General features: G+C 67.5%; 34 protein-coding genes and 2 tRNA genes. 24 read left to right on the top strand and 12 right to left on the bottom strand.

Annotated elements, in window-relative coordinates; translation table 11 throughout:
* The first annotated feature begins 8 nt into the window (after nt 1-8).
* A complete protein-coding gene (locus GO488_RS00615) occupies nt 9-305 on the top strand; it encodes a DUF5779 family protein (RefSeq protein WP_162315872.1) in 297 nt (98 codons plus the stop codon).
* A gap of 18 nt (nt 306-323) precedes the next feature.
* On the opposite strand, the gene GO488_RS00610 is transcribed toward GO488_RS00615, so the two are convergent.
* Nucleotides 324-1,022 (bottom strand): VOC family protein, encoded by a 699-nt coding sequence (locus GO488_RS00610; protein ID WP_162315871.1) that lies wholly within the window; start codon nt 1,020-1,022, stop codon nt 324-326.
* Nucleotides 1,023-1,125: 103 nt separating this feature from the next.
* Entirely contained in the window at nt 1,126-1,311 is a 186-nt protein-coding gene (locus GO488_RS00605) for a DUF7333 family protein (RefSeq protein ID WP_162315870.1), read from the bottom strand.
* A gap of 225 nt (nt 1,312-1,536) precedes the next feature.
* On the opposite strand from GO488_RS00605, the gene GO488_RS00600 reads away from it, so the two are divergent.
* Together GO488_RS00600 and GO488_RS00595 are read left to right on the top strand one after the other, a co-directional pair.
* Nucleotides 1,537-2,217 carry a hypothetical protein gene (locus GO488_RS00600; RefSeq protein WP_206674375.1) on the top strand — a complete coding sequence of 227 codons (681 nt, stop codon included), beginning with the start codon at nt 1,537-1,539 and terminating at the stop codon, nt 2,215-2,217.
* A 58-nt stretch (nt 2,218-2,275) separates the two neighbouring features.
* Entirely contained in the window at nt 2,276-2,686 is a 411-nt protein-coding gene (locus tag GO488_RS00595; protein ID WP_162315869.1) for a JAB/MPN domain protein-containing protein, read from the top strand.
* Here the strand turns inward: GO488_RS00595 and GO488_RS00590 are convergent, their stop codons facing one another.
* Together GO488_RS00590 and GO488_RS19525 are read right to left on the bottom strand one after the other, a co-directional pair.
* Nucleotides 2,687-2,896, bottom strand: coding sequence for a CopG family ribbon-helix-helix protein (locus GO488_RS00590; RefSeq protein WP_135303121.1), 210 nt, complete (start codon nt 2,894-2,896; stop codon nt 2,687-2,689). It lies immediately after the preceding gene.
* Nucleotides 2,897-3,021: 125 nt separating this feature from the next.
* On the bottom strand, nt 3,022-3,192 hold the full coding sequence (locus GO488_RS19525; RefSeq protein WP_164509598.1) for a hypothetical protein: 171 nt from the start codon (nt 3,190-3,192) through the stop codon (nt 3,022-3,024).
* A gap of 202 nt (nt 3,193-3,394) precedes the next feature.
* On the opposite strand from GO488_RS19525, the gene GO488_RS00585 reads away from it, so the two are divergent.
* A complete protein-coding gene (locus tag GO488_RS00585; protein ID WP_162315868.1) occupies nt 3,395-3,544 on the top strand; it encodes a transcription initiation factor IIE subunit alpha family protein in 150 nt (49 codons plus the stop codon).
* Nucleotides 3,545-3,558: 14 nt separating this feature from the next.
* Here the strand turns inward: GO488_RS00585 and GO488_RS00580 are convergent, their stop codons facing one another.
* A complete protein-coding gene (locus GO488_RS00580; protein ID WP_162315867.1) occupies nt 3,559-4,734 on the bottom strand; it encodes a M24 family metallopeptidase in 1,176 nt (391 codons plus the stop codon).
* Nucleotides 4,735-4,818: 84 nt separating this feature from the next.
* Between GO488_RS00580 and GO488_RS00575 the strand changes: the two genes are divergently transcribed.
* The 18 genes from GO488_RS00575 to GO488_RS00490 all read left to right on the top strand — a co-directional run bounded on the left by GO488_RS00575 (nt 4,819) and on the right by GO488_RS00490 (nt 18,678).
* Nucleotides 4,819-5,877 (top strand): ATP-binding cassette domain-containing protein, encoded by a 1,059-nt coding sequence (locus GO488_RS00575; protein WP_162315866.1) that lies wholly within the window; start codon nt 4,819-4,821, stop codon nt 5,875-5,877.
* Entirely contained in the window at nt 5,874-6,770 is an 897-nt protein-coding gene (locus GO488_RS00570) for an ABC transporter permease (RefSeq protein WP_162315865.1), read from the top strand. The genes GO488_RS00575 and GO488_RS00570 overlap by 4 nt, the downstream gene beginning before the upstream one ends.
* Nucleotides 6,771-6,816: 46 nt before the next feature.
* Entirely contained in the window at nt 6,817-7,257 is a 441-nt protein-coding gene (locus tag GO488_RS00565) for a luciferase domain-containing protein (RefSeq protein WP_241692872.1), read from the top strand.
* Between the two features lie 88 nt (nt 7,258-7,345).
* Nucleotides 7,346-7,774, top strand: a complete 429-nt coding sequence (locus GO488_RS00560) for a DUF6069 family protein (protein WP_162315864.1) — start codon at nt 7,346-7,348, stop codon at nt 7,772-7,774.
* 66 nt (nt 7,775-7,840) lie between these two features.
* Nucleotides 7,841-9,127 carry a 3-phosphoshikimate 1-carboxyvinyltransferase gene (aroA, locus tag GO488_RS00555; RefSeq protein WP_162315863.1) on the top strand — a complete coding sequence of 429 codons (1,287 nt, stop codon included), beginning with the start codon at nt 7,841-7,843 and terminating at the stop codon, nt 9,125-9,127.
* 82 nt (nt 9,128-9,209) lie between these two features.
* A complete protein-coding gene (aroC, locus tag GO488_RS00550; RefSeq protein ID WP_162315862.1) occupies nt 9,210-10,409 on the top strand; it encodes a chorismate synthase in 1,200 nt (399 codons plus the stop codon).
* A 2-nt stretch (nt 10,410-10,411) separates the two neighbouring features.
* On the top strand, nt 10,412-11,038 hold the full coding sequence (locus tag GO488_RS00545; RefSeq protein ID WP_162315861.1) for a uracil-DNA glycosylase: 627 nt from the start codon (nt 10,412-10,414) through the stop codon (nt 11,036-11,038).
* A 68-nt stretch (nt 11,039-11,106) separates the two neighbouring features.
* Nucleotides 11,107-11,850, top strand: coding sequence for a glycosyltransferase family protein (locus GO488_RS00540; RefSeq protein ID WP_162315860.1), 744 nt, complete (start codon nt 11,107-11,109; stop codon nt 11,848-11,850).
* A gap of 40 nt (nt 11,851-11,890) precedes the next feature.
* Nucleotides 11,891-11,974: transfer RNA gene (locus GO488_RS00535), tRNA-Ser, on the top strand.
* Nucleotides 11,975-12,420: 446 nt separating this feature from the next.
* Complete coding sequence (locus tag GO488_RS00530) at nt 12,421-13,803, top strand: hypothetical protein (protein WP_162315859.1); 1,383 nt, start codon at nt 12,421-12,423, stop codon at nt 13,801-13,803.
* Nucleotides 13,804-13,861: 58 nt separating this feature from the next.
* Nucleotides 13,862-14,161, top strand: coding sequence for a DUF5785 family protein (locus GO488_RS00525; RefSeq protein ID WP_162315858.1), 300 nt, complete (start codon nt 13,862-13,864; stop codon nt 14,159-14,161).
* Nucleotides 14,162-14,233: 72 nt separating this feature from the next.
* Nucleotides 14,234-14,566: a DUF7344 domain-containing protein gene (locus tag GO488_RS00520; RefSeq protein WP_162315857.1), complete on the top strand. Its 333-nt coding sequence runs from the start codon at nt 14,234-14,236 to the stop codon at nt 14,564-14,566.
* Between the two features lie 65 nt (nt 14,567-14,631).
* Nucleotides 14,632-15,390: a GTP cyclohydrolase III gene (locus GO488_RS00515; RefSeq protein ID WP_162315856.1), complete on the top strand. Its 759-nt coding sequence runs from the start codon at nt 14,632-14,634 to the stop codon at nt 15,388-15,390.
* Nucleotides 15,391-15,469: 79 nt separating this feature from the next.
* On the top strand, nt 15,470-16,057 hold the full coding sequence (locus GO488_RS00510) for a CBS domain-containing protein (protein ID WP_162315855.1): 588 nt from the start codon (nt 15,470-15,472) through the stop codon (nt 16,055-16,057).
* A gap of 48 nt (nt 16,058-16,105) precedes the next feature.
* Complete coding sequence (locus GO488_RS00505) at nt 16,106-16,573, top strand: GNAT family N-acetyltransferase (RefSeq protein ID WP_162315854.1); 468 nt, start codon at nt 16,106-16,108, stop codon at nt 16,571-16,573.
* 30 nt (nt 16,574-16,603) lie between these two features.
* Nucleotides 16,604-16,677: transfer RNA gene (locus tag GO488_RS00500), tRNA-Thr, on the top strand.
* 143 nt (nt 16,678-16,820) lie between these two features.
* Complete coding sequence (locus tag GO488_RS00495) at nt 16,821-17,234, top strand: sensor histidine kinase (RefSeq protein ID WP_162315853.1); 414 nt, start codon at nt 16,821-16,823, stop codon at nt 17,232-17,234.
* Nucleotides 17,235-17,427: 193 nt separating this feature from the next.
* A complete protein-coding gene (locus GO488_RS00490; RefSeq protein ID WP_162317502.1) occupies nt 17,428-18,678 on the top strand; it encodes an AI-2E family transporter in 1,251 nt (416 codons plus the stop codon).
* Nucleotides 18,679-18,687: 9 nt separating this feature from the next.
* Here the strand turns inward: GO488_RS00490 and GO488_RS00485 are convergent, their stop codons facing one another.
* Both GO488_RS00485 and GO488_RS00480 read right to left on the bottom strand, forming a co-directional pair.
* Complete coding sequence (locus GO488_RS00485; RefSeq protein ID WP_162315852.1) at nt 18,688-19,848, bottom strand: right-handed parallel beta-helix repeat-containing protein; 1,161 nt, start codon at nt 19,846-19,848, stop codon at nt 18,688-18,690.
* An 83-nt stretch (nt 19,849-19,931) separates the two neighbouring features.
* On the bottom strand, nt 19,932-20,975 hold the full coding sequence (locus GO488_RS00480) for a YihY/virulence factor BrkB family protein (RefSeq protein ID WP_162315851.1): 1,044 nt from the start codon (nt 20,973-20,975) through the stop codon (nt 19,932-19,934).
* Nucleotides 20,976-21,114: 139 nt separating this feature from the next.
* Between GO488_RS00480 and GO488_RS00475 the strand changes: the two genes are divergently transcribed.
* Both GO488_RS00475 and msrB read left to right on the top strand, forming a co-directional pair.
* The gene (locus GO488_RS00475) at nt 21,115-22,236 is read left to right on the top strand and encodes an oxidoreductase (RefSeq protein WP_162315850.1); all 1,122 of its coding nucleotides are present in this window, start codon (nt 21,115-21,117) and stop codon (nt 22,234-22,236) included.
* A 48-nt stretch (nt 22,237-22,284) separates the two neighbouring features.
* Nucleotides 22,285-22,692, top strand: coding sequence for a peptide-methionine (R)-S-oxide reductase MsrB (gene msrB, locus GO488_RS00470; protein WP_162315849.1), 408 nt, complete (start codon nt 22,285-22,287; stop codon nt 22,690-22,692).
* A gap of 51 nt (nt 22,693-22,743) precedes the next feature.
* Here the strand turns inward: msrB and GO488_RS00465 are convergent, their stop codons facing one another.
* The 5 genes from GO488_RS00465 to rpl7ae form a co-directional block, all read right to left on the bottom strand.
* On the bottom strand, nt 22,744-22,983 hold the full coding sequence (locus tag GO488_RS00465; RefSeq protein WP_162315848.1) for a glutaredoxin family protein: 240 nt from the start codon (nt 22,981-22,983) through the stop codon (nt 22,744-22,746).
* Nucleotides 22,984-23,067: 84 nt separating this feature from the next.
* A complete protein-coding gene (ndk, locus tag GO488_RS00460; RefSeq protein ID WP_162315847.1) occupies nt 23,068-23,532 on the bottom strand; it encodes a nucleoside-diphosphate kinase in 465 nt (154 codons plus the stop codon).
* Entirely contained in the window at nt 23,532-23,903 is a 372-nt protein-coding gene (locus GO488_RS00455; RefSeq protein WP_162315846.1) for a 50S ribosomal protein L24e, read from the bottom strand. The genes ndk and GO488_RS00455 overlap by 1 nt, the downstream gene beginning before the upstream one ends.
* 2 nt (nt 23,904-23,905) lie before the next feature.
* The gene (locus GO488_RS00450; RefSeq protein ID WP_135303141.1) at nt 23,906-24,133 is read right to left on the bottom strand and encodes a 30S ribosomal protein S28e; all 228 of its coding nucleotides are present in this window, start codon (nt 24,131-24,133) and stop codon (nt 23,906-23,908) included.
* Nucleotides 24,134-24,144: 11 nt separating this feature from the next.
* Complete coding sequence (gene rpl7ae / locus GO488_RS00445; protein ID WP_162315845.1) at nt 24,145-24,507, bottom strand: 50S ribosomal protein L7Ae; 363 nt, start codon at nt 24,505-24,507, stop codon at nt 24,145-24,147.
* Between the last annotated feature and the right edge of the window lie 37 nt (nt 24,508-24,544).

Below are 24,544 nucleotides of genomic sequence, written 5' to 3'. Positions count from 1 at the left end.
GCGCCGGTATGAGCGACTTCGAGGGGTTGGACCTCCAGGCGGTCGAGGACCAGATGGCCGACGGCGAGACGGGCGGGAGCGACCGCGTCGTGTTGGGCGTTCTCGACGGGACGACCGGTGAAGACGAGTGGCTGGAGATCGTCGAGAGCGGCGGCGCGCTCGTCCTGAACGTCGACGGGGACCTGAACGAACTCGCCGCCGGGTTCGCCCGCCCGGTCAAGGAGGCCGGCGGCGAACTGATGCACTTCCGCGGCTTCCTCGTCGTGACGCCGCCCGGCGTCAGCATCGACACCGACCGACTCTGAGCGGGTTTATCGGCCGTTCTACTGCCGGTTCTCCTCACCGACCAGCGTCAGGTAGTGCCCGTCCGGGTCGCGGATGCGGACCCCCTCCTCGACGGACGTGACGGCGAGCGCCTCGTCCGCGACGTTCCGCGCGACCGATCTCGGGTCGTCGGCGACGACGCCGAAGTCGACGTGGACGCCGCCGCGCGCGTCGGCGATACCGAGTCGCGGCGACCACAGTTCGAGGTCGAGTTCCCCGGTCGTCAGCCGGACCCGTCCCTGCTCGCGGCCGTCGTCGACCATCTCGAACCCGAGTTCCCGATAGAACTCGACGGCGTCGTCCAACCGCTCGACTTCGAGGACGAGTTCGAACATGCCGGTGACGCCGCTGCCGCCCTCCGCTCGCTCGCCCAGCTCGACGCAGTTGCCCTCCGGGTCGTAGAAGTACAGCGAGCGCGCCTCCCCGAACGTCTCCTCGACTAGATCGAAGCGGTCGTCCAGCTGGTCCCACCAGCGGTCGTACTCCGACTCGGGGATCGTCAGCGCGTAGTGGGTGTGTAAGCCGCCGCGGGGCACCGGTCCCGGCGCGCGCAGACGGAGTTCGGTGTCGCCGACCGCCAGCACCGCCTCCTGTTCGGTCTCCTCGACGACGTCGAGTTCGAGGAACGCGTCGTAGAAGGCCGTCATCCGATCGGTGTCCTTCACCTCCAGCGCCAGCCACTCCGGGTGTGAGAGCATACGCGGACGTTCGGAGGCGACGGTGAAAACTCTCCGTCTCCAACGGTGTGGAAAACAGCGACGGCGGACTCGACCTGAGAATGTCGGTAGTCGGACCGGACTGCTACGGACTGGCGCGGAACTCGCCGTGTTTCATCCCGAAGAAGAACGCGATGACCGAGAAGGCGATCATCGAGGGCAGGACCATCATGAAGACCGTCGAGGGGGTCATCACGCTCGTGAGCGCGACCGCCGCGACGGCGACGATGGCGACGAGCGGGGCCACCGAGCGCGCGAAGTCGAATTCCATAGTCGCCGTTGCGGTCGAGCGGACAAAACTGTTGAGAAATCGGCCCTATCGAGTGTCAGAATTGACACGTAGTGACGGGAGAGCAGAATCGATGCGTGCCAGGTGGACCCGCTGTATTCGACACGCCGTCTCTGTCGAGTTCTGAGGGGAGTCAGCGGAGTCGGATAGCGATATCTCTCGGCCGGGGTTCGAGCATTTATCCACGCGCGCGCCCTACGACCGGCCATGCCCATGAAAGGCTCCGGCGCAGCGACGAGTTGGGAGGAGACGAACCGCTGGGACCGCGGGGCGAGCTGGCTCGCCTACCCCCACGAGAAGATGCAGCGGGCGAGTCACGTCCTCGACACCGAGGCGGGCGCGGTCGTCGTCGACCCCGTCGACGCCGACGGCATCGACGACCTCTTCGCGGAGTTCGGCGAGGTAGCGGGCGTCGTAGTCCTGCTGGACCGGCACAAGCGCGACAGCGCCGCCGTCGCGAACCGCCACGACGCGCCGGTGTACGTCCCCGAGTGGATGTCGGGCGTCGAGAGCGACCTCGACGCGCCGGTCGAACGCGTCGGGCGACAGATCCCCGGGACGGACTACGGCGTCCACAAACTCGTCAAGAATCCCGCCTGGCAGGAGGCGATGCTGTACGGCGACGCGGACGACACGCTGGTCGTGCCCGAAGCCGTCGGGACGGCGGACTTCTTCCTCGCGGGCGACGAGCGACTCGGCGTCCACCCGATGCTCCGACTGACGCCGCCGACGAAGCTGGGCCGACTGGACCCCGAGCGACTGCTCGTGGGCCACGGCCACGGCGTCATGGCGGACGCGGCAGAAGCACTGGCCTACGCGCTGCGCGGCTCTCGCAGTCGGGCACCGAGCCTGTACGCCAAGACCGTTCGGTCGTTCGTCTTCGGCTGAGGCCGACAGAGGTGACGACGGCCGACGGGGTTATACGCCCGTCGCGCCAACTTCTATTGTGGTTTACGTCACGCGCGGCCTCGTCGAGACGCTGTTACGGCTGGCACGGGAAGCCGAGCCAGACGACGTGACCATCTCGCTCGCGGTCACCAGAGCTGCGGAGCTTCCCGAGACCGACCTGGACCCGGAGACGCCGGTGTTCACCGATTTCTACCTCCCGTCGGCCGGCGGGTCGGTCAACGCCGTCTTCGGTATGGACCTCGGGACGCCGGCCGGCCAGACCCAGGGTCGGTTCGTCTCGCACCCCGACGGCTACATGGGCGTCAGCAAGACCGACGACCTGCACGAAGTGGTGTTCGTCGGCATCCCGCCGTGGGACGAGACGGCCTTCGGCGCGTTCGACCGCGCGGGTCGAAAGCTCGAGATCACGGTCCTCGACGTCGAACCTCCCGAGGAATCGCTGGCCTGATCACTCCAGATAGCCGAGGTCGCGGAGCTGGTCGGCGATGTCCTGAAACTGCGCCTCGGTCAGTTCGCCCTCGCGCTGGTGCTGGACGACGATGCTCCGGAGGAGGAAGCGAACGAGGTCCGACGTGCTGGAGAAGCTGGTCCCCTCGATAGTGCCTTCGACGCGCTCTGCGAGGTCTTTCGGGATCGAAACCGTCGTGTAGTCTGCCATATCTGAGGGGACGCGAGCCGCGGGGAAAACGGTTGTGTCCCGGTCTCATACGGGCTGCTGTAGTTCGACTCGGACGTTCGCCGCTACGGGTCGGCGAATATCGGATACAGCTACGGCAGTCCGTATCAGCTGTGGTCGTCGGCCTCGGTGTCGAACTGGCCGGCGGTGGCGAAACTGGTCGGGGAGAAGGTCATCGGCGCGCGGTCGGAGCGCGAACTGCGCCCGGTGTCGCCGAACGTCGAAGTGGTCGTCGGATACGCGTCCTCGTCGGTGGGTGTCGTGATTCGTGTGGTCATTTCGGGGGTCTCGGGGGTCGTGTGGGTCGTCTGCGGTAGTCGTCGGTCCGGGCGTCGTGCGAGCGGGCGAAACGTGCCTTAGGTACAAGCATGAGCGTACCACTCGCTATTCGGCCATCTATAATAAAAGTTAATGATTTATTGGTGCGCTCGGCCACAATCGCTTTTACCGATCGCGAGGTACGTTAACACGGGTTCAACAATGAGCCTCCTCTCCCGAGTCTCCGGGCTGTTCGGAGACGAGACGGACGAACCGACCGAGATGGGTTACGAGTGCGTCGTGTGCGGGAAGCAGACGGAACTGCCGGAGGCCGCCTGTCCGAACTGCGGCGGACAGATGGAAGAGCTGTAGCGTCGCCCGTCCGCTCAAACGACCAGCCGTTTTTCGTAGTCGGTGAGGTTCTCGTAGCCGTCCTCGGTGACGACGGCGATGTCCTCGATACGGACCCCGCCCACGTCGGGGTCGTACAGCCCCGGTTCGATCGTGACGACGTGACCCGGTTCGAGTTCGCCGCCGGCGGGCGAGAGCCGCGGGAGTTCGTGCACGTCGAGCCCGACGCCGTGGCCCGTGCTGTGGATGAATCCCGTCTCGGTGCGGTCGTCGCTCCGGAGCGTCGACATCCCCGCGTCCTCGTAGACGTCACAGACGGCGTCGTGGACGTCCTCTCCGGTCGCGCCGGGCTCCAGCGCGTCGAAGGCGGCGTCCATCGCTCGCTCGGTCAGGTCGTACCACTCCCGCACCGTCTCGCTCGGGTCGCCCACGCAGAACGTCCGAGTCATGTCGGCGTGGTACTTCGTCGCCTTGTCCCGCGGGAAGATGTCGACGATTATCGGTTCGTCGGCCGACAGCGGCCCGCTCCCCCGGTCGTGGGGATCGGCGGCGTCGCTCCCGCAGGCGACGATGGTCTCGTCCAGCGAACAGCCGTGACGCAGCAGCGTCACCTCGATCTCCTCCTTGACGCGCTCGCTGGTCAGCGTCTCGCCGTCGTATTCGAGCGTGCCCTCACCAGTGACCGACGCGTCCCGCAGGAGCGCCTCGGCGGCGGCCATCGACGCCTCGTTCGCGCGCTGGGCCGTGCGGACGTGCTCGACTTCCTCGTCGGTCTTGGTCGCGCGGATCTCCGTGACGATACCGTCGGTATCGGCCGTCACCTCGACGCCGCGGGCGCGGAGACTGTCGGCCGTCTTGAGCGGGAACCGCGGCGGCACGGCGACGCTCTCGACGCCGTAGGACTCACAGAACGCCGCGAAGACGTGCGAGACGGCTTCCTCGGGGCCGAACTCCTCGACCAGTTCGGCGTGGTCGAAGTCGACGTAGCGCTGGACAGTCTCGGCGCGGGCCTCCCGCGTGGCGCGGCCGTACTCCAGGCTCCGCGGGAAGAGGAGGTGGGTCTCGCCGTCGTACAGCGTGAGGAAGGGGTCCGGCGCGTCGAACCCGGAGAGGTAGTACTGGTCGGAGTCCTCCGAGTCCGCGTCGATGAGGTAGCCGTCGGCGTCCCGCTCATCGAGATACGCATCCAGCGCAGAGAGGTCAGGGTCCATGCCGAACCGTCCGGGCGGGGGCGGCAAAGGACTACCGCCGCGGACGGAACACAGTATTTGTGTCCGACGCTCCTTGTCCTCACCGTGACCGACGACGCAATCGCGGCGGAGGGGGTCGAACTCACCTACGCCGACGGAACGCAGGCGGTACGGGGCGTCGACCTGACGGTGCCGCGCGGGGAGTTCTTCGGCTTCCTCGGCCCGAACGGGGCGGGGAAGACGACGACCATCAAGACGCTCGTGACGCTGCTGCGTCCGACCGCCGGGTCGATCCGCGTCAACGGGTTCGACGCGCTCACGGAGAGCCGCAGCGTCCGCGAGACGGTGGGCTACATGGCACAGGAGACGAGCGTCGACCCCGAGCTCACGGCCCGCGAGAACCTCCGGTTCGCGTGCGACGCCTACGGCGTCCCCCGGAGCGACCGGGCCGACCGCATCGACGAACTGCTCGAACTCGTGGACCTCGCGGACGTCGCGGACAAGAAGGCCGACGACTTCTCCGGCGGGATGCAGAAGCGACTCGACGCCGCGACGGCGCTGGTCCACCGCCCGCCGCTGGTGTTCCTGGACGAACCGACCACCGGGCTGGACCCGAAGGCCCGCAACCGCCTCTGGGAGTACTTCCGGCGGATCAACGAGCGCGGGACTACCATCTTCCTCACGACGCAGTACCTCGAAGAGGCCGACGAACTCTGCGACCGACTGGCGGTCATCCTCGACGGCGAGCTCGTCTCGGAGGGGTCGCCGGCCGAACTCAAGCAGGAGGTCGGCGGGGAGATACTCGACGTGAGCGTCGAGGGCGACGAAGGCGACAGGCGAACCGCGGCGCGCATCGCCCGCGATGGGGACATCTTCGAACCGAGCGCCGCGGTAGACGTGAGCGAGGAGGGCATCACCGTCACCTCCGAACGCGCCCGCTCGAAGGGAACGGACCTCCTGGTCGCCCTCCGAGACGAGGGGCTCACCGTCACGGGGTTCAACGTCCGCGCGCCGACGCTCGACGACGTGTTCCTCGCCATCACCGGCGAGCACGTCGAGACCGACGGGGCCGACGGCTCCGATACCGCCGTCGACTCTCTCGCCGCCGACGGGGGCGAGCGGGCCGAGGGCGACGACCGGTTCGAGGGCGGTGACGACGCGTGAGCTCGGAGACGGAGTCCGAGACCGGAGCGACGGCCACGGAGGTTACTCACTCGGGCAACTCCTTCCTCGGCGATTTCTGGGTGAACTTCGTCCGCTGGAACATCAAGGCGGTTCGCAACCCGTTCGTCCTCGTCGTCTCGCTCGTCCAGCCGATCATCTTCCTCGTCCTGTTCACGCAGGTGTTCGGACAGGTGGCCACCGGCGCGGTCAATCGGGGTCCCGGCTCGATCACCTACGAGACCTATCTCGTGCCGGCCATCTGCATGCAGGTGGCGCTGGCGGCGGCGGCCACGTCCGGCGTCGGCCTCGTCAACGACATCGAGAACGGGATGTTCGAGAAAGTGCTCGTCAGTCCGATGAACCGAACCGCGGTCTTCCTCGGGAAGACGGCCGCCGAGGTCCTCCGCATCGCCGCCCAGATAACCATCATCATCGGCCTCGGCGTGGTGCTCGGCGCGGAGGTGGCGACGGGCGTCGCCGGCGCGCTGGGTATCGTCGCCGTCGGCATCCTGTTCTCGCTGTGGTTCACCGCGCTCTCGAACACGATCGCCGTCGTCACGAAGGACCAGGAGTCGACGATCATCGGCGCGAACCTCCTGCAGTTCCCGCTGCTGTTCGTCTCGACCGCGTTCCTCCCGCTCTCCGTCCTCCCGTCGTGGATTCAGGTCGTCGCTCGCTTCAACCCGGTCACGTACGGCGTCGACGCCGCGCGCGCCATCATGCTGGGCCGGGACGTGATGACCGTCGTCGAAGTGACGGCCTACGGCTTCGACTTCGGCGGCCTCTACAACACGCTCGTCCCGGCCGTGGCAGTTTTGCTCGCGCTCGGCGTTCTCTTCGGGAGCGTGGCCGTCCACATGCTCCAGCGGGCCTCCAGCGCGAACGTGCAGTAACTGCCGCGCGAGAGCGACTTATCGTCTCGGCGCGCGTACGGGGAGCATGACGTCAGACAGAGCGGCGATCGAAGAGACCGTCGAGCGCCTCGTGGACGAGGTTGGCGGGTGGCCCCACGTCACCGTCGGCGACCACCGCTTCGGCGGGACGGAGTTCCGCGTCGGCCCGCGGGAGATCGGCCACGTCCACGCGTGGGGGATGCTCGACATCGCCTACCTCCGGAAGCTCCGCGACGCGCTCGTCGAGGAAGGCGAGACCGGGCCGCACCACCTCCTGACGGAGTCCGGCTGGACGACGACGTATATCGAATCGCCCGAGGAGTACGACCACGCCCGGTGGCTGCTCCGCCTCTCGTACCTCTATCACGTCAACGTCCTCAAGCGGACGCCCGCCGGCGCCGAGGAGTTCGCCGACGTGGACGTGTCCGCGGAACTGTCGGAGTTAGCCCCCAGCGACGCCGTCCGGGCGGCCTTCGAGCGACGCTGAGGACGGCGAACCGGCCGGCGAACCGCACCGAGCGGAAACCTGACAGTTTGCTATCTGTTTTATCGTCTCTGACGACGTACTCGCGTCTATGGCAACTATCACGTCACGCTATCCCATCGCACAGAGCGGCGGAGAGCTCGCCCGTCGAACCGCGCTCGGCGTCCTCGTCGCGGTGGTCGCCGCGTTGCTCGTCAACGGACTCGCCGGCGCCCTCGACCTCTCGCTGGGGGTCAGCGGGCCGATGAGCCCGTTCGCCGCCGGACCGATACTCGGGAGCGTCGTCGTCGCCGGTGTCGGCGCGGCCGTCGCCTACGCCGCGCTGGTCCGCCTGACCGAGCGCCCCGTCCGGAACTTCACCGCCCTCGCCACGGCGGTGTTCGCTCTGATGCTGGTGCCCGTCTTCGCCGTCGCTCCCGCGATGGGCGTCTCCGGCGTCGGGCAGGCCGTCCTCGTCGCGCTACACGTCGTGGTCGCCGTCCCGCTCGTCGCCTTCGTCGTCGGCGCGGTTCGGCTATAGGGACCCCCCGTCCCGTCACCTCCTCAGAGCGGTAGCCTCTTGTCGTCCGGCCGTGACCCGCCCGATATGGACATCACCATCGCCGAGTCTGCCGTTCGGGGCACCGCACAGGCCCCGCCGTCGAAGAGTTACACTCACAGGGCCATCCTCGCCGCCGGCTACTCCGAGGGCGCGACGGTCCACGACCCGCTCGTGAGCGCCGACACGAAGGCAACGATGCGCGCCGTCGAGGCATACGGCGGCATCGTCGACCGAAGCGACGAGTCGGCGCTCTCGATCACCGGGTTCGCCGGCCGACCGGAGACCCCCGACGACGTCATCGACTGCGCCAACAGCGGGACGACCACGCGGCTGGTCACCGCCACCGCCGCGCTGCAGGACGACCTGACCGTCCTCACCGGCGACGACTCGCTCCGCTCGCGCCCGCAGGGACCGCTGCTGGACGCCATCGAGCAACTCGGCGGCCGGGCCGAGAGCACGCGCGACAACGGCCAGGCACCGCTCGTCGTCGGCGGCGGCGTCGACGGCGGCACCGTCTCCATCCCCGGCGACGTCTCCTCGCAGTACGTCACCGCGCTGCTGATGGCCGGCGCGGTCACCGAATCGGGAATCGACGTCGAACTGACAACCGGCCTGAAGTCCTCGCCGTACGTCGACATCACGCTGGAAGTCCTCGACGCGTTCGGCGTCACGGCCGAGAAAACCGACGACGGCTACGCCGTCGCCGGCGGCCAGTCCTACGACCCCGACGGCAGCGCCTACCACGTCCCCGGCGACTTCTCGTCGATGAGCTACCTGCTCGCAGCCGGCGCGCTCGCCGCCGACGAGGAGCTCGTCGTCACCTCGGCGTTCCCGAGCGCACAGGGCGACTCGGCGATCGTGGACGTCCTCGAGTCGATGGGCGCGACGCTCGACTGGGACCGCGACGACGGCGAAATCACGGTCGAACGCTCCGCCCTCGACGGCGTCGAAGTCGGCGTCGAGGACACGCCGGACCTCCTGCCGACCATCGCCGCGCTCGGCGCGGCCGCCGACGGCGTCACGCGCATCACCGACGCCGAGCACGTCCGCTACAAGGAGACCGACCGCGTCAGCGCGATGGCCGACGAACTGACGAAGATGGGCGCGGAGGTCGAGGAGCGCGAGGACGAACTCCTCGTCTACGGCGAGGACACCGACCTGCGGGGCACGACCGTCGACGGCCACGCCGACCACCGCATCATCATGTCGCTGGCCGTCGCCGGCCTCGTGGCCGACGGCGAGACGACGATCACCGGCGCGGAGCACGTCGACGTGTCCTTCCCCGGATTCTTCGACGTCATGCAGGGACTCGGGGCCGCAGTCGGCCAGTAGACGCGTTTTATCGCGCCGAAGCGATTCCCCTCGGGGGGCGCATCTACAAGGTTCAAATGCCCCCGTCCCCGACACACCGACAATGAACGGCAACGAGTTCGGTCGTCTCTTCCGGATGACGACCTACGGCGAGTCACACGGGGAGGCGATGGGGTGTACGGTGTCGGGCGTGCCCGCGGGCGTGGAGCTATCCGAGGAGGAGATCCAGCGGGACCTCGACCGACGGAAACCGGGCCAGTCGATGATCACGACCTCCCGCGGCGAGCCCGACAAAGTGAAGCTCAACTCGGGGATCCAGGACGGCTACACCACCGGGACGCCCATCGGGATGGTCATCCAGAACAAAGACGCCCGCTCGGGGAAGTACGAGCCGTTCATCACGGCCCCCCGGCCCTCCCACGGCGACTACACCTACTCCGCGAAGTTCGGGACGCGCAACTGGGGCGGCGGCGGCCGCTCCTCGGCCCGCGAGACGGTCAACTGGGTCGCCGCCGGCGGCGTCGCGAAACAGGTGCTGGCCCAGAGCGAGTTCGACGTGCAGATAAAGGCCCACGTCTGCCAGATCGGCGACGTGGAGTCCGGCCCGGTCACCTTCGAGGACATGCTCGAACACAGCGAGGAGAACGAGGTCCGATGCGCCGACCCCGACGCCGCCGAGGAGATGCGCGACCTCGCCGATAAGTACCAGAAAGAGGGCGACTCCATCGGCGGCGCGATCTACTTCGAGTGCCGCGGCGTTCCCCGCGGACTGGGCGCGCCCCGCTTCGATAGCTTCCCCTCGCGTCTCGGACAGGCGATGTACTCCATCCCCGCGGTCAACGACTTCGAGTACGGCATCGGCCGCGAGGCACGGACCACGACCGGCGAGGAGTACAACGAGGACTGGGAATTTGACGGGGACGGCGAGCCAGTCCCGACCGGCAACGACCACGGCGGCATCCAGGGCGGCATCACGACCGGCCAGCCCATCTACGGCGAGGTGTCGTGGCACCCACCGGTCTCGATCCCCAAGACCCAGAAGACCGTCGACTGGGAAACCGGCGAGGAGAAGGAGATCACGGTCACCGGCCGGCACGACCCCGTCCTGCCGCCGCGTGCGGTTCCCGTCGTCGAGGCGATGCTCTACTGTACCGTACTGGACTTCATGCTCTTGGGCGGGCGCATCAACCCCGACCGCCTCGACGGCCACCCCGGCGAGTACGACACCGACTACCACCCGTCGAGCCCGCAGAACGACCCCGAGGACGCCGACACGCACGCCACGACCGTCGACGAGGACTGATCATGGACGCGAATCAAGAGACGATCTCGAACCCCTTCGGCATGGACGAATCGTGCCAGAACTGCCCCGAGCTCTGCGAGACGCGCGAGAACATCGCGCACGGCTACGGCGACGTGGGCGCGGAGTTCGTCGTCCTCGGCGACTCGCCCAGCGAGGGCGCGGACGAGTCGGGTATCCCCTTCACCGGCGACCGAGAGCGCGAGCTACTCGATATCCTCGCCGCCGTCGACATGGTCGAGGACCCCGACGCCGCCGAACCCGAGATGAAGAACGCCTTTCTGACCTACGTCACCCGCTGTCGCCACCCCGAGCGCCCGGCGACAGAGGAAGAGGTGATGAACTGCGAACCGTACCTCAACGGCGAGATACGGATGATAAATCCCGAACTCCTCCTCCCCGTCGGCCAGCGACCGCTCGAAGAACTGGCCTTCGAGTACACGACCCTGAGCGAGGACGAACTCGACGTCGAGGAGCGCCACGCCACCACCATCCGCGGCCGCGGCTTCGAGATCCTGCCGATGATCCCGCCGGCCGAACAGACCGACGAGGAGCGGAGCGCGTTCCTCGAACACTTCAGCGACGTGCTCGGGCAGGACTACCGACAGACGAAGGGCCGCCGCGGTCGGTAGGCGGGCCTCGGCCGACCCCTCGCGCCGAGAACGGAACCGACTAACCGCAGACGGTCCCAGAGTGAGGTATGACCACGGTCACTGTGTTCGCCGACCCCCCCGTCGAGGGGTTCGTCCTCCCGGAACTGGCCGCGGGACCGCTCGACGGATCCGAAGCGACGTCCCTCTACGCCGCGATGCTGGCCGACGTCTGTCGCGCCGTCGAGGCCAGCGGTGCCGAGTTGCTCGTCAACTACCGCCCGGACGACCAGGTGCCGGACGGCGTCGACTCCGAGTCGACGATTCGGGACGCGCTCGACGGGGAACTTAACGCCCCCGACGACGCCCGCTACGAGGTGCAGGTCGGCTCGACGTTCGCCGGCCGCGTCGGCAACACCGTCACCCACCTGCTGGAACGCGAGGAGGTGGCGACCGTCGCCGCCATCGAACCGACGGCCGCGCTGTTGGCCCGCCAGCAGATCGACAGCGCCGCGATGAAGTTCCGCTCCAACGACGTCGTCCTCGGCCCCTCGACGGACGGCCGGGTGTACTACGCCGGCTTCGGCGAACCCGTGGACTTCGAGGGGGCCTACGCCACGCCCGCCGTCGAGACGCTGGTCGACCGCGCGGCCGACGCCGGCTTCGGCGTGGACTTCCTTCCGACGAACCCGGTCATCGAGACCCCGGCCGATCTCCGAACCGTCGTCCCCCTGCTCCGCGCCCGCCTCAAGACCGGCCGCGTCGTCCCGCCGCGGACGACGACGAAACTCGTCGAGGAGTTCGGCCTGAACGTCCGGGACGGCGACGACGGCACCGAACTGTTTCGGGAATAATCGACAAGCCTTAGAGGGACCGAACAGTAGCCCCGCGTGCGGTGGGGTGGCAGAGCGGCCTATTGCGCCTGCCTTGAAAGCAGGTATCCTCACGGATTCCTGGGTTCAAATCCCAGCCCCACCGTATTTTGCCACGAACAATACGTGAGTGGCAAATTCGTCATCTGAGATTTGAGCCCTGCCAGTCGCAGCGCGAACGAAGTGAGCGACCGTCTGGCTCTGGTTCAAATCCCAGCCCCACCGCTTCTGAGGGAGCGGACGTGACCGAAGAGCGGTGGAACTGGATTTGAAGCACGGAAACGCGAACGGAGTGAGCGTTTGCATCGGGTTCAAACACCGACGGACTTCGTCCGGCGAGGCTCGCACTCACTTCGTGAGTGCTCACTCCCAGCCCCACCGTTTCGCTTCGGTCACTCGGTACAATTCATCGCATATATTTGTCACAGCGTCGATTCGAAAATCCGAGCGTAGAGCGCATCAGAACCGCCTCGGGCCATCTTCCACCTGAAAATTCAAATTCCGATAACCAATCGCACAGCTTTAAGCCGCTAGTCCGGTTCAACCAACACGATGCAGCGACTGATTGGGTCCTCGGGAACGCTCGGGACGCGTGCGGTGACGCTCGGTATCGCCTTCCTCCTCCTCGTGAGCGCGGTCGTCGGGTCCGCGGCGGCCGAGCCGCGGCTGTTCGTCAGCGGCGGATCGGTCGAGTCGGACACGGCGCTCGTCGGTGCGGACGTCGACGTGAACGTGACGGTGAAGAACATCGGCAGCGACGGCGGCGGGAAGAACGTCGCCGTCAAGCGAAACGGGACGAAAGTGGCGGAGCGGTGGGTCGTCGTCGGGGCGGACGAGACGGAGACGTTCACCGAGACGATGCAGTTCGAGGAGCCCGGTCGATACGTCATCGAGGCCGAGGACGAGCGAATCGGGACAGTGACGGTCGAGCGGGCAACGGCGAGGGTCGTCGCGGAGAACGCAACGCGACGGACCGTCGAACTGCGGGCCGCCGCGGTCCCGACGACGGAGCCGTACGCCTTCGCGTTCCCGAAGTCGGATCGGTCGGTGGCGGTCGATTCGTGGACCGTCGAAGCGACCCGAGAGGAGTTCACGCAGCGGGTGACGACCTACGGCGACCCGGACGAGACGGCGGCCCGCCTGCCGGGTAACGCCTCTGACTCCGTCGTCGGCGTCGTCACGGTCGGGTCCACCGACGGGATCGGCTCGACGACGGTGCGCCTCGCGGTCAACCGGTCGCGGCTGCGCGCGGCCGGACTCGACGCGAGCGGCGTGAGCGTCTATCGGCAGAACGGGTCGACGTGGGAGCGCGTGTCGACGGCGGTCGCCGAAAAGCGAGTCGATTCCGTGGTCTACGAGGCGAACGTGACCGACGCGGCGACGCTGGCGGTCGGGCGCATGGAGCCGTCGTTCTCCCTCGTCGACACCGCCTTCGAGTCGGTCGACTCCGACGCCGGCCAGCGGATCGTCTTGGAGGGCGTCGTGCGGAACGACGGGAGCGTCGGCGGCGAGTACGACGCGGCGATGTTCGTCAACGGCGAGCGAGTCAACGAGACGGCCGTCTCGGTGCCGGCGAACTCCGAGCGGTCGGTGCGGCTCTCGCGCGATGTGACGGAACCGGCGACCTACGAGATACGGTTGAACGACGCGGACGCGGGGAGCCTCGTCATCAGCGAGAGTCAAGTCGAGAGTGGAGCGAGCGAGACGCCCGCGAGCGGTGACGGCGGTCAGGGACGGGACGGCGGACCGTCGATAGCGGGACCCGACGTCAGCGCCGACGAGGTCCTCCCCGACGGTGTCCCGGCGACGGTGCTGGGAATCGACACGCTGTACCTCGGCGGCGGCGTCCTCGTCGCGCTCCTCGGCTTCCTCGCGGTAGCGCTGTTGCTTCGCGGGAGCGGTGGCGGCGACACCGGCGGATTCGACGAGTTGTAATCCCGCGGTAGCGGGACCGGAGGGGAATCCTTTTTGCATCGGTGTGCCAGTCTCCGGTATGGACTGGCCGCACGACCCGGACGGTGAAGAAGGGAGCGAAGGGAGGCGGAAGTACGGACACGCCGTCCTCGCGAAGAAGATCGACGAAGGGGAGGACTTCCCGCTCTCGGCCGACGAGTACGTCGAGCAGTACGGCGACCACCCGGTTCGGATCGACTACGAGACGGTGGTCAGCGTCGAGGACATCTTCGAGCACGTCGACCAGGCGGAGTTCGAGGACTTCCCGGACTTTCACAAGGCCCTCGGCAGAGCGCTGCGGGAAGCCGACCTGTGGCCCTACCGCCTCGACCACGCCTGATTCTCGCCGCCGATTCGGCACGTAGTGTGTGCCCACGACACATACTTGTAGGGGGCTATCGTACGCTCACGTATGGCGGCACAACGTTCCGAGCCCGGCCCGGACGAGTTGCCCGAGAGGGTCGTCAGCGACTTTCTATCGGCCGATACCTGTCGGGTCGCGCTGTCGATACTGGACGAGCGCGGCGAGCCGATGGTCGTCGAGGACCTGGCGACGGCCGTCGTCGCGGCCCGTGACGACGTCGCGGCGTCGGACGTAACCGACGGCGACCGAGCGGCGGTGTGCGAGGAGCTCTACGACGAGCACATCCCGAAACTGACGGCGACCGGCGTGCTGTCCTACGATTCGATGCTCGGGACGGTGACGCTACTGCGTCGCGGACTCGTCGGCCGCGGACGGGCCTGAGACGGACGGCGGACGAGCGGATTCCGACAGACCAATACTCGCCGGTGTCGAAGCGACGAGCGACAGTGACGAACACGCAGGTCACCCACATCCAGATCGACAACTACGGCCCGTGGACGGTGACGCCGGAACCCCGTCGCGAGGTCGACCTTCAGACGCTTCAGTCCCGGCTGTACGCCGACCTCGCACAGCTCGTCGGCAACCGCGACGGCTACATCTTCTTCTCGCGGTTCGACAACATGATCGCGGTCACGAACGGGCTCGGCGAGGCCGACCACGCGCTGATTCAGGAGTCCGTCGGTAACCGCTATCCGGTCACGATGAGCCTCTCCGTGGCGACCGGGACGACGCCCGTCTCGGCGCTCGGGACGGCGACCGAACAGCTACAGGACGCCGGGAGCGCACAGGACGACGGTCGCCGCGAGGTGCTGCGCGGCCAGACCATCGACGACGAGTTCCGGACCGAGTCCGACGTGCAGTTGGCGCACTTCGACGTGGACGACGCGACGGGGAAGTACACCGACCAGTTGAACGAGTTCGATACGTTCATCCAGATAGAACAGGGCTACGCCGCGCTGATGAAGTACATGCGCGAGGCCCACGATTCGCTCTCGTTCTTCGTCGGTGGCGACAACGTCATCGCGGTCTGTCCGTCGCTCGATGCCGACGCGTACCACGACGCCATCGCCCACGTCAGCGAGTCGGTCGACGTCGAGCTGAAAGTCGGCGTCGGACGGGGCCGCACCGCCTCGGACGCCGGCATGGACGCGAAACACGCCCTGGAGACGTGCCGAGCCACCGGCGAGACGGTCACCTTCGAATAGCGAGCCCTTGTGCTTGGATACCACGCCACATAAGCGTAGTGGAGGTATCTTTTAGACCGGTCGTGTGATACTGACACACATGAACGAGCCGGTCTCAGTGCGGGAGGTGATGAACCGCGAGTACGTGGGCGTGAGCGAGTCGGACGACCTCCTCGAGACGACGGAACTGCTGGTTCGAGAGGACGAGGCGGTCGCGCTGGTCCTGCGAGGTAACGACCCCGTCGGCGTTCTGACGCGGGAGGACATCCTCGCACACCTCGTCTCGGAGGGCGGGACCGAATCCGCGGTCGTCGGCGACGCGATGACCGAGTCGGTCCCCTCGATCTCGCCCGACGCGCGACTCCCCGAGGCCCGGGACAGGATGGCCGCGTGGTCCGCTCAGTGGGTCCTGATAACCGAAGACGGCGAGCCGGTGGGGACCGTCACCGAACACGACATCCTCTCGACCGCTCGGCTGGAGAGCGAGAGCACGACGAACCCCGACGCCGATACCGACGTGGAGGGAACGCAGATGGCGACCACCCAGGCCGCGGCCGCCGACGGCGCGAGCACCGCGGCGGAGGACTCCTTCGACGAACAGGGCATCTGTTCGGCCTGCGGGACGTTCGCACGCGACCTCGCGTCGTTCAACGGGCAGTTGCTGTGTGCGGACTGCCGTGACGTCTGAGCCGTCGACCGCAGCAACTGTTTTGCGTCAGCGACTCCCAGTTCGCCCGTGGAGATAACGACCGCCACGACCGACGATATCGACGCCGTCGTGGATCTCTGGGTCGAACTCGCCCGCGACCAGCGAGCGCACGGTTCGCACCTGCTGGCGGACGAAAACCGGACCACGGTGCGGGAGGCGACGCTCCATCGCGTCGTCGCCGAAGACCTGTTGGTCGCTCGCGTCGACGGGGCGATCGTCGGGTTCGTCATGCTGACGATAGAGCGCGGCCGCTACGAACAGCGACGGGTCCGCGGGCTCGTCGAGAACATCTACGTCAGTCCGGCGTATCGACGACGGGGGATCGGGAGCGCTCTGTTGGGGGCCGCCGAAGCGACGCTCACCGAGGCCGGCGCGGACGTCGTCGCGTTGGAGGCCCTCGCCGAGAACGACGCGGCGCGCCAGTTCTACGCCGCACACGGCTACGCCCCCCACCGCGTCGAACTCGAGAAGCCGACCGAAAGCGATACGCTCTAAACGGTCCCCCCGTAACGACTGCATGCGAGCGCCAGGGGAGCTTGGGTGGTCCAAGCACTCGACTTGTAATCGAGAGTTCGTGGGTTCAAATCCCACCCCTGGCTCTTCCCGCCGGCTCCGCCGCGGACGCCGTTGTTTCGACGGTGACCAGACCGTTTAATATCCGTAGAACACGGCAGAGCCGATCGACCTCCGTTCGGTCATCAGCACCGGAGTAGAGAAACTGGCCGTTCGTAACGACGACCTGGTGACGGAACTCGACCTGCCCGAATCGGCTCCGGTGATGGCGGACAGCCTCGTCAATAGCCTCTTCTCGAACCTGTTCAGGAACGCCGTCGAACACGCCGAAACGTCACCCATCGAACTGGCCGTCACGGCGACAGTGGACGAAGCGAGCGTCCGCGTCCGCATTCGAGACGACGGACCGGGCGTTCCCGAAGACCTGCGCGATCACTTGTTCGATCCGACGATGGACCGACACGACACCGAGATACGGTTGGGAACCGTCATCGTCGGGCGACTCGTCGACCGCTACGACGGGGAGATAGAGCCCTCCCGGACCGGGCCCGAGGGAACGACGGTCTCCGTTCGACCGCCGCGAGCGTCCGAGCGGCCCGTTTCGAGTGCCGGGCGGACCGCGGCCGAGCCATCGGGTCGTTGATGCCGCCTCGGCCGCGATTGCCCGTCTCCGCGGCACCTCCGTGTGACCCACAGCGGTGAGAGAGACTGCTTTCGTTTGCATGCAGAACCCCCCTATGTGAGAGAAACGTAGCGGAGCTACCCGAATTTTGAGTCCCAACAGAGAGTCGCCGGCAGACGGAGGAGAGAGTCGGCAACGCACGGACGCATCGAGCATTCGAGATATTTCGATTTCCCGTGACCGCCTCGGCTGGTGGCTCCTCGTCGTCGGGCTCGGAGTGGCCCTGGCGTTCGTCGCCGCTCGCTTCGTCGGCATACTCGTCCTCGGTCTGTTCGGCTATTACGCGACGCGTCCGATCAGTCGCCGGATGAGCAGGCTCGTCGATTCTGACCGCCTCGCGGCGACGTTCACCGTCCTCGTCGTCCTCCTGCCGATACTCCTGGTGCTGTCTTTCCTCGCCGCCACGGCGGCCGGGCGGGTCAGACAGTTGTTGAACGGACAGGTCTCCTCGTCGTTCCTCCGTCAGATACCGGCGCTGGACTCGCTGAGCCCAGTTCAGCGGGAGCAGTTGCGAACGCTGCTCAACAACCCGACGACGGTACTCAGCGGGCAGGGCGGCGCGTTGCTCTCGAACACCGAATTCGTGATGCAGGTGTTACAGACCGCGTTCAACGCGCTGTTGATACTCGGTCTCGGGCTCACGCTCGCGTACGTGCTGCTGGCTCGGGACCACCACTTCTCGAACGTGTTCGTCGAGCTCGCTGGCGGCCGCGAGACGACGGCGTACGCGTACGCCGCCGCCGTAGACGAGGACCTCGAATCGGTCTTCTTCGGTAATCTCCTGTTCGCGAGCATCATGGCCGTCATCGCGACGCTCACCTACTGGGCGACGAACGTGCTCGCGCCCCAGGGCCTGCAGGTCCCGATGGTGCTCGTCCTCGGCTTCCTGACCGGGGCGGCGAGCCTGATCCCCATCGTCGTCGGCAAGATCGTCTACGTCCCCGTCGCCGGGTATCTCGGGTTCCAGGCGTTCCAGTCGGGCGGCGGAGGCGGGATCACGTTCGTCGTCGCCGCGCTCGTCGCGTACGTCCTCGTCCTGGACCTGATTCCGCAGGCGGTCATCCAGCCGTACGTCTCGGGTCGCCGCCTCGACATGACGCTCCTGTTGTTCGCGTACATCCTCGGGCCGATGCTGTACGGCTGGGCCGGATTCTTCCTCTTTCCCATCCTGTTCGTCCTCGTTCTGGAGGCCATCCGAATCGTGCTGCCCGAACTCGCCCGCGGGGAATCACCGCGGCCGACCGTGGGGCTCGACATCGAGAGCGGTACCGACCCGGTAAGCGAACGCGACGACGTCCCGGAGGCGGCGGGGGACAACGCGGGCGACATCTCCACCAGCGGCGACGGAACCGACGCGACGGATCCACAGACCGGCGGCGACGGCACGTCGTCGGGGTCCGACTGAATCCCGAGTTCAGAGCGCGCTCCCCTCCGGGCGGTACCACGCGCCGTCGTACCAGAGACAGAAGACCGGGCCGTCCCTGCCGAGGTGGACGCCCCTGTCGCCGTCGAACTGGCCGGTGACGGTCGAGAGGTCCTGCGGGACGACGACGCCGTGATCTCTCGTCCGCACGCCGTCGCCGCCGCCGAACCGTTCGCCGTCGGCGAGCGTGTGACTCGCGCGCGCCCACTCGGTGTCCTCGGCGGCCTCGCTGTTGTAGACGAACCCGTTGGTGTGCCCGCGCGCGTAGCAGTTCCTGAGACCGGTCCCCCGCCCCTGATTGTAGACTCCCCACGAGACGTCGCCGCCGCCTTGGAAGTAACAGTCGGAGAACGAGACGCCGCGGGAGTGCTCGCCGACGAGGACGCCGATCGTCATGCCCCCGTCGTCGGCCGCCCGCCCGTTCTTCTCGACGTAGGCGTTCTCGACTTCGAGCGCCTGCGCGCGGGCGAATCGAAGGCCGTTGCGCCCGTTCTGCTCGAAGCTCCCGCCCTCGACGTGGCCCGCGTAGTTCTGTCGCCAGTTGACCCCGTCCCGTCCGTTGAAGTACGCGTTCGAGGAGGCCAGCGTGACGCCGTGGATCCCCTCGCCGACGTACCAGCCGTCCCGGCCGTTCTTCTCGGCGACGCAGCCGTAGAACCGGTGGGTGTTCGGCGCGAACTCGTTCGGCGGGTTCTCGCCGGCGTCGTACTCCCGCGCGCCGGCGACGTGAAAGCCGTCTTCGGCGGCGTCTTTCACCGTGACGTCCCGGAACATGGTGTAGCGACCGCCGCGCTTCTCGACGCCGTGTTTCCCGCCGCGAATCGTGAAATCGTTGAAGTTCGGCCCCGGCGGTCGGTTGACCGGCGCGTCCACGTCCACGATCAGCGTCGGAACGCCGTCGTCGGCGTTCTCGATGACCGTGTGGTTCCCGCCGCGGAGCGTCGCGGTCTTCGACCACCGAATCGGGAACTCCTCCCGATCCGGGTCGTAACTCGGCAACACGAGGACGATGCCGCCGTCGCGCCAGTGGTCGCCCAGCGCGTCGTGGGCCGCCTGAATCGTCTCGTCGGTGCCCGCTTCGCCCGCCGCGCGGACCAGCGTCGGACCGCCGTCGTCGACGAAGCGTCGCAGCGCGTTCGTGATGTCGGACATGGCGTTGATCCGTTCCGGACTCGGCGCTTGCGACGCATGGGTCCGTCGCTCCGTCCGCTCGTCCCTCGCAGTTCCCGCCTCTCTCAGTCGTCCTCGGGCCACCACCGGAGCGTCAGCGCGACCGAGCCGTCGAGGCCGAAAACGCTGTTCTCGCGGTCGACGGTGGCGGTCTGTGGGGCGACCACCGTCGTCGTCTCGTCGCCGACCGTCACTGAGACCGACACCGACTCCCCGCCCTCGGTCAGTCGGTCGGCCAACTCGTCGAGGTCCGACAGCAGCACCGTCCGTTCGACGCCGGCGCTCGTGTCCCCGCCCCGTTCCTCGACGCCGCCGACGACGGGTTCGAGGTTCACGTCCCGCGAGCGGTTCGAGAGGACGGCGTTGACGACCGCCCCGAGCAGGACGACCAGCCCGATGATGTAGAGCCACGTCAGCAGGACGAGGATGCTGGCGACGAGGTTGCCGCCCGCGCCGCCGGACTTGAAGGTCGTGAACAGCGCCTGTGCGACCGTGAGGCCGACGGCGGCGAACAGCGTCCCCGGAACGATCTCGGCGAACGTCACGTCGGTGTCGGGGAAGACGTAGTACATCGGGTAGAAGACGACGAACAGCCCGGCTGCGGTCACGCTGCCGCGCAGCACCGTCCCGAGAACGCCCCCGCCCTCGACCGAGACGGCGTTACCGAGTACGCTGACGCCGACGATAGCCAGCGCGACGGTTGCGAGCAACAGCAGGCCGTCGAGCAACTGGTCGCCGAACGTGTTCTGCCGTTCGGTCTCGTAGATGTCCGAGAACGCGGTGTCCAGCCCCCGGAAGATGCGGAGCGCCCCCCAGACGAGGAAAACGAGACCGAGTATCGAGACGGAGGCGTCGGCGTCGGTCAGCCCCTGCTGGATGACCTGACTGGCCTCCTCGGTCAACACGGCCTGCATGATGGCGACGATGGAGTCGCGCAACGCGACGTTCTGGGTCCGCTGGACGAGAGTCAGCACCAGCAGCAACAGCGGCAGGATGGAGATGAAGGCGTGATAGGCGATCGAGCCGGCCATGAACGTTATCTTCTCCGCTCTGGCCTCGTGGACGATGGCCCGCAGCACCTCCTCGGTGCGGGCGCGGTTGACGCGCATGAGAGGGGGTTCGACAGGCCGGCGCAAATACCCACCGTCGGCGACCGCGTCCGCTTCCCGCGGGTGAGCGACGGCGACGCACGATTCGGCGTGGTCCGAACGGCCGGTTAATGGCTCCAGTCCCGTATCCCGGAACACGATGTTATTCGATTCGACGTCGGTCGGACCGCTCTCGCTCGACAATCGAGTCGCGCTCGCGCCGATGACGCGCGTGAGCGCGACGGCCGACGGACGAGCGACCCGAGAGATGGCGGACTACTACGCGAAGTTCGCCGACGGCGGGTTCTCGATGCTCGTCACCGAGGGCACCTACACCGACGACGCCTACAGTCAGGGGTACCTGAATCAACCGGGATTGGCCACCGACGAACAGGTCGCCGCGTGGGAGCGAGTCACCGACGCCGTCCACGACGCCGGGGAACCGATCGTCGCCCAACTGATGCACGGCGGGGCGCAGACGCAGGGCAACCCGCACGTCGACGGGGACGTCACGCTCGCGCCGTCGGACGTCGGCCCCGACGCCGAGAAGACCCAAGCCTACGGCGGGACCGGGGAGTTCGCCGAACCGAAAGCGGCGACGGAAGACGACCTCGACGCCGTCCGCGAGGGGTTCGTCGACGCGGCGGAGAACGCGGGCGCGGCCGGTTTCGACGGCGTCGAGATCCACGCGGCCAACGGCTACCTCCTCAACGAGTTCCTCGCCGCGGACATGAACCAACGCGACGACGAGTACGGCGGGTCCCCCGCGGAACGGGTCCGGTTCCCCGAGTCGGTCGTCTCGGCGGTCGCCGACGCCGTTCCGGACGATTTCGTCGTCGGCGTCCGGATCTCACAGACCCGGGTGACCAACGACGAGTACGCGTGGCCGGAGGGCGAGGACGCCGCCGCTGTCTTCTTCGAGCGGCTCTCGGCCGCCGGCGCGGAGTACGTCCACACGACCGAAGCGGACGCCACGAGTCCGACGTTCGGCGACGACGGACCGACCCTCGCCGAGGCGGCCGTCGAGTACGTCACCGACGGGACGACGGTCGTCGCCAACGGCGGGCTCGGCGACCCCGACGCGGCCGAACGGGCGATCGAGAACGGGGCCGACCTGGTGACGCTGGCGACCGGGGCGCTCGCCAATCCCGACTGGCCCGCCCGCGTCCGAGATGGGGACGGGGAGTCGCTGGCCGCGTTCGACCCCGCGGAGTTCCTCGTGCCCACGGCGTCGATATCTCGCCACGAACTGCCGAGCGAGCGGTCGCCCGCCGACGACTGACCGGGGGCACGACGTGGGCTTATGACCCTTCGGCCCGTACGAGGAGCCATGAGCGAACAGGAGAGCGGACTGCCCGAAAACGACGAGGAGTGGCGCGAGATGCTGACAGAGGAAGAGTACGAGATCCTCCGCGAGGCCGGTACGGAACCCCGCTTCAGCAGCGACCTGCTGGACGTCAAAGACGAGGGGGTCTTCGTCTGTGCCGGCTGCGGAGCGGAGCTGTTCGACAGCGACGAGAAGTTCGATTCGGAGACCGGCTGGCCGAGCTTCTGGGACGTCTACGAGGACGGCAACATCGAGACGCGGCTCGACGAGAGCCACGGGATGCGCCGCACGGAGGTCGTCTGTGGCAACTGCGGCGGCCACCTCGGCCACGTCTTCGACGACGGGCCGGAGCCGACCGGCAAGCGCTACTGCATCAACGGCGCGGCGCTGGACTTCGAGGCCGACGAGTGACCGAGTAAGCTCGTCTCCACCGTTTTCCGCCCGGTTCCGACCGACGACCGTTCAGGCGTAGGTCTGCTCGGCGAACTCCAGAATCCGGTCGGATTCGGCCATCGTGACGCCGTACTCCTCGTCGACGAGGACCGGGACGCCCCGCTGGCCGGAGACGCGCTTGACCTCGTCGCGGTCCGAGTGTAACGCGTCGACCCAGATGGTCTCGTACTCCACGTCGAGTTCGTCCAGTCGGTCCGCCGCTTTCTCGCAGTACGGACAGCCGTCCAGTTGGTAGAGCGTTCGGCTCACGCCGGGGGCTACGGACGCGCGTCTGAAGGTGGTTGCGGTCGGACCGCGAAACCGCGAACGACAGAAACGGACCGCGACCCTGGCTTACTCGTAGAGCCAGGTCTCGTCGATGCGCTCCCAGTCGACGAGTTCGTCCTCGTCGAAGAACAGCGCGATCTCGCGCTCGTTCGCGCCCTCGTCCTCGTGGTCGGAGCCGTGGACGACGTTCCGACCGAGGTCGAGCCCGTAGTCGCCGCGGATGGTACCGGGGGCGGACTCCGCGGGGTCCGTCTCGCCCATCATGTCGCGGACCTGCCGCGTCGCGTCCTGCCCTTCCCAGACCATGGCGAAGACCGGGTCCGACGTGATGAAGTCCACGAGGTCCTCGAAGAACGGCTTGTCCTCGTGCTCGCCGTAGTGCTCCTCGGCGAGGTCCCGGTCGATCTGCATGAACTTCCCGCCGACCATCTTCAGCCCGCGCTCCTCGAAGCGGGAGACGATGTCGCCGATGAGTCCGCGCTGGACGCCGTCGGGCTTGACCATGACGAAGGTGCGCTCGGCGTCGGCCATCAGGCCTCGGCCTCCTCCGTCTCCTCGTCCTCTTCGGATTCGCTCTCGCTCTCTTCGGTCGTTTCCGCTTCCTCTTCAGACTCGTCCGCTTCTGCCTCGTCCTCGGCGGCTTCGAGGTCCGGAGCGACGTCGTCCGCCTCGTCCTCTGCGGACTCGTCCTCGACGGTGTCGTCGGCGTGTTCGACCTCGCCGCCGGCACCGCGACCAGACTCGGTCCAGCCCAGGTTGCGGGCCTCGCGGCCGAGTTCGGCGTTGTTCTCGCACTTCGAGGAACAGAAGTGGACGGTCGTCCCGTCGTTGTGAACGAACATCGTCCCCGTACCGGGTTCGATGTCCGTCCCGCAGTAGTCACATTCTCTCGTTCGGGGCATCGTCACTGACCTCCGATGGAGTCGGCTTCGCGGGCCGTCTCGCGGAGCTGCAGCACGTCGCCCTCGCGGACGGGACCCAGCACGTTGCGCGTGATGATACGGCCCTGGTTCTCGCCCTCGCGGATGCGGCACTTGACCTGCATGGCCTCGCCGTGCATCCCCGTCTTGCCGACGATCTCGATGACCTCGGCGGGCGTGGCACCGCTTCCTTCGGATTCCTCAGCACTCATCTCTGGTCACCTCAGCGGAGCTCCTCGACCTTGTCGGCGATGTCCTCGACGTCGCCTTCGGCCTCGCCCGAGTCGACGATGGCGGCGGCGGCCGAGCCGACTTCGAGACCCGCGGCGTGGCCCAGGTCGTCCTGCTGCTCGACGAAGATGAAGGGGACGCCCTTCTCGTCGGCCAGCTCGGGGATGTGCATGACGATCTCCTCGGGCTGGACGTCCTCGGCGACATAGACGAGTTCGGCGGAGCCGCGCTCGACGGCCTTGGTCGTCTCGTTGGTTCCTTTCTTCACGCTGCCCGTGTCTCGTGCGACTTCCAGCGCCTCGAGGGCGTCGTCCTCGAGGTCGGCCGGAACGTCGAAATCTACGTATACTGGCATTTGTATGATTCACCTCCTGCGCGCGGGCTCAGGCTCC

It is taken from the genome of Haloarcula limicola (assembly GCF_010119205.1).
Lineage (GTDB): Archaea > Halobacteriota > Halobacteria > Halobacteriales > Haloarculaceae > Haloarcula > Haloarcula limicola.
The sequence above is the reverse complement of the archived record's forward strand: the minus strand, read 5'-3'. Positions and strand labels throughout refer to the sequence as shown.

What these genes read in the sequence shown, in the direction of transcription:
- GO488_RS00455 (WP_162315846.1), bottom strand. Translation starts at nt 23,903, where the DNA reads ATGCCCCGAACGAGAGAATGTGACTACTGCGGGACGGACATCGAACCC.
- GO488_RS00510 (WP_162315855.1), top strand. Translation starts at nt 15,470, where the DNA reads ATGAACGAGCCGGTCTCAGTGCGGGAGGTGATGAACCGCGAGTACGTG.
- GO488_RS00450 (WP_135303141.1), bottom strand. Translation starts at nt 24,133, where the DNA reads ATGAGTGCTGAGGAATCCGAAGGAAGCGGTGCCACGCCCGCCGAGGTC.
- GO488_RS00480 (WP_162315851.1), bottom strand. Translation starts at nt 20,975, where the DNA reads ATGCGCGTCAACCGCGCCCGCACCGAGGAGGTGCTGCGGGCCATCGTC.
- GO488_RS00520 (WP_162315857.1), top strand. Translation starts at nt 14,234, where the DNA reads ATGGCGGCACAACGTTCCGAGCCCGGCCCGGACGAGTTGCCCGAGAGG.
- GO488_RS00600 (WP_206674375.1), top strand. Translation starts at nt 1,537, where the DNA reads ATGCCCATGAAAGGCTCCGGCGCAGCGACGAGTTGGGAGGAGACGAAC.
- GO488_RS00525 (WP_162315858.1), top strand. Translation starts at nt 13,862, where the DNA reads ATGGACTGGCCGCACGACCCGGACGGTGAAGAAGGGAGCGAAGGGAGG.
- GO488_RS19525 (WP_164509598.1), bottom strand. Translation starts at nt 3,192, where the DNA reads ATGACCACACGAATCACGACACCCACCGACGAGGACGCGTATCCGACG.
- msrB (WP_162315849.1), top strand. Translation starts at nt 22,285, where the DNA reads ATGAGCGAACAGGAGAGCGGACTGCCCGAAAACGACGAGGAGTGGCGC.
- GO488_RS00545 (WP_162315861.1), top strand. Translation starts at nt 10,412, where the DNA reads ATGGACGCGAATCAAGAGACGATCTCGAACCCCTTCGGCATGGACGAA.
- GO488_RS00560 (WP_162315864.1), top strand. Translation starts at nt 7,346, where the DNA reads ATGGCAACTATCACGTCACGCTATCCCATCGCACAGAGCGGCGGAGAG.
- GO488_RS00605 (WP_162315870.1), bottom strand. Translation starts at nt 1,311, where the DNA reads ATGGAATTCGACTTCGCGCGCTCGGTGGCCCCGCTCGTCGCCATCGTC.
- GO488_RS00540 (WP_162315860.1), top strand. Translation starts at nt 11,107, where the DNA reads ATGACCACGGTCACTGTGTTCGCCGACCCCCCCGTCGAGGGGTTCGTC.
- GO488_RS00475 (WP_162315850.1), top strand. Translation starts at nt 21,115, where the DNA reads ATGTTATTCGATTCGACGTCGGTCGGACCGCTCTCGCTCGACAATCGA.
- GO488_RS00610 (WP_162315871.1), bottom strand. Translation starts at nt 1,022, where the DNA reads ATGCTCTCACACCCGGAGTGGCTGGCGCTGGAGGTGAAGGACACCGAT.
- ndk (WP_162315847.1), bottom strand. Translation starts at nt 23,532, where the DNA reads ATGGCCGACGCCGAGCGCACCTTCGTCATGGTCAAGCCCGACGGCGTC.
- GO488_RS00565 (WP_241692872.1), top strand. Translation starts at nt 6,817, where the DNA reads ATGACGTCAGACAGAGCGGCGATCGAAGAGACCGTCGAGCGCCTCGTG.
- GO488_RS00530 (WP_162315859.1), top strand. Translation starts at nt 12,421, where the DNA reads ATGCAGCGACTGATTGGGTCCTCGGGAACGCTCGGGACGCGTGCGGTG.
- aroC (WP_162315862.1), top strand. Translation starts at nt 9,210, where the DNA reads ATGAACGGCAACGAGTTCGGTCGTCTCTTCCGGATGACGACCTACGGC.
- GO488_RS00615 (WP_162315872.1), top strand. Translation starts at nt 9, where the DNA reads ATGAGCGACTTCGAGGGGTTGGACCTCCAGGCGGTCGAGGACCAGATG.
- GO488_RS00590 (WP_135303121.1), bottom strand. Translation starts at nt 2,896, where the DNA reads ATGGCAGACTACACGACGGTTTCGATCCCGAAAGACCTCGCAGAGCGC.
- GO488_RS00580 (WP_162315867.1), bottom strand. Translation starts at nt 4,734, where the DNA reads ATGGACCCTGACCTCTCTGCGCTGGATGCGTATCTCGATGAGCGGGAC.
- GO488_RS00585 (WP_162315868.1), top strand. Translation starts at nt 3,395, where the DNA reads ATGAGCCTCCTCTCCCGAGTCTCCGGGCTGTTCGGAGACGAGACGGAC.
- aroA (WP_162315863.1), top strand. Translation starts at nt 7,841, where the DNA reads ATGGACATCACCATCGCCGAGTCTGCCGTTCGGGGCACCGCACAGGCC.
- GO488_RS00485 (WP_162315852.1), bottom strand. Translation starts at nt 19,848, where the DNA reads ATGTCCGACATCACGAACGCGCTGCGACGCTTCGTCGACGACGGCGGT.
- rpl7ae (WP_162315845.1), bottom strand. Translation starts at nt 24,507, where the DNA reads ATGCCAGTATACGTAGATTTCGACGTTCCGGCCGACCTCGAGGACGAC.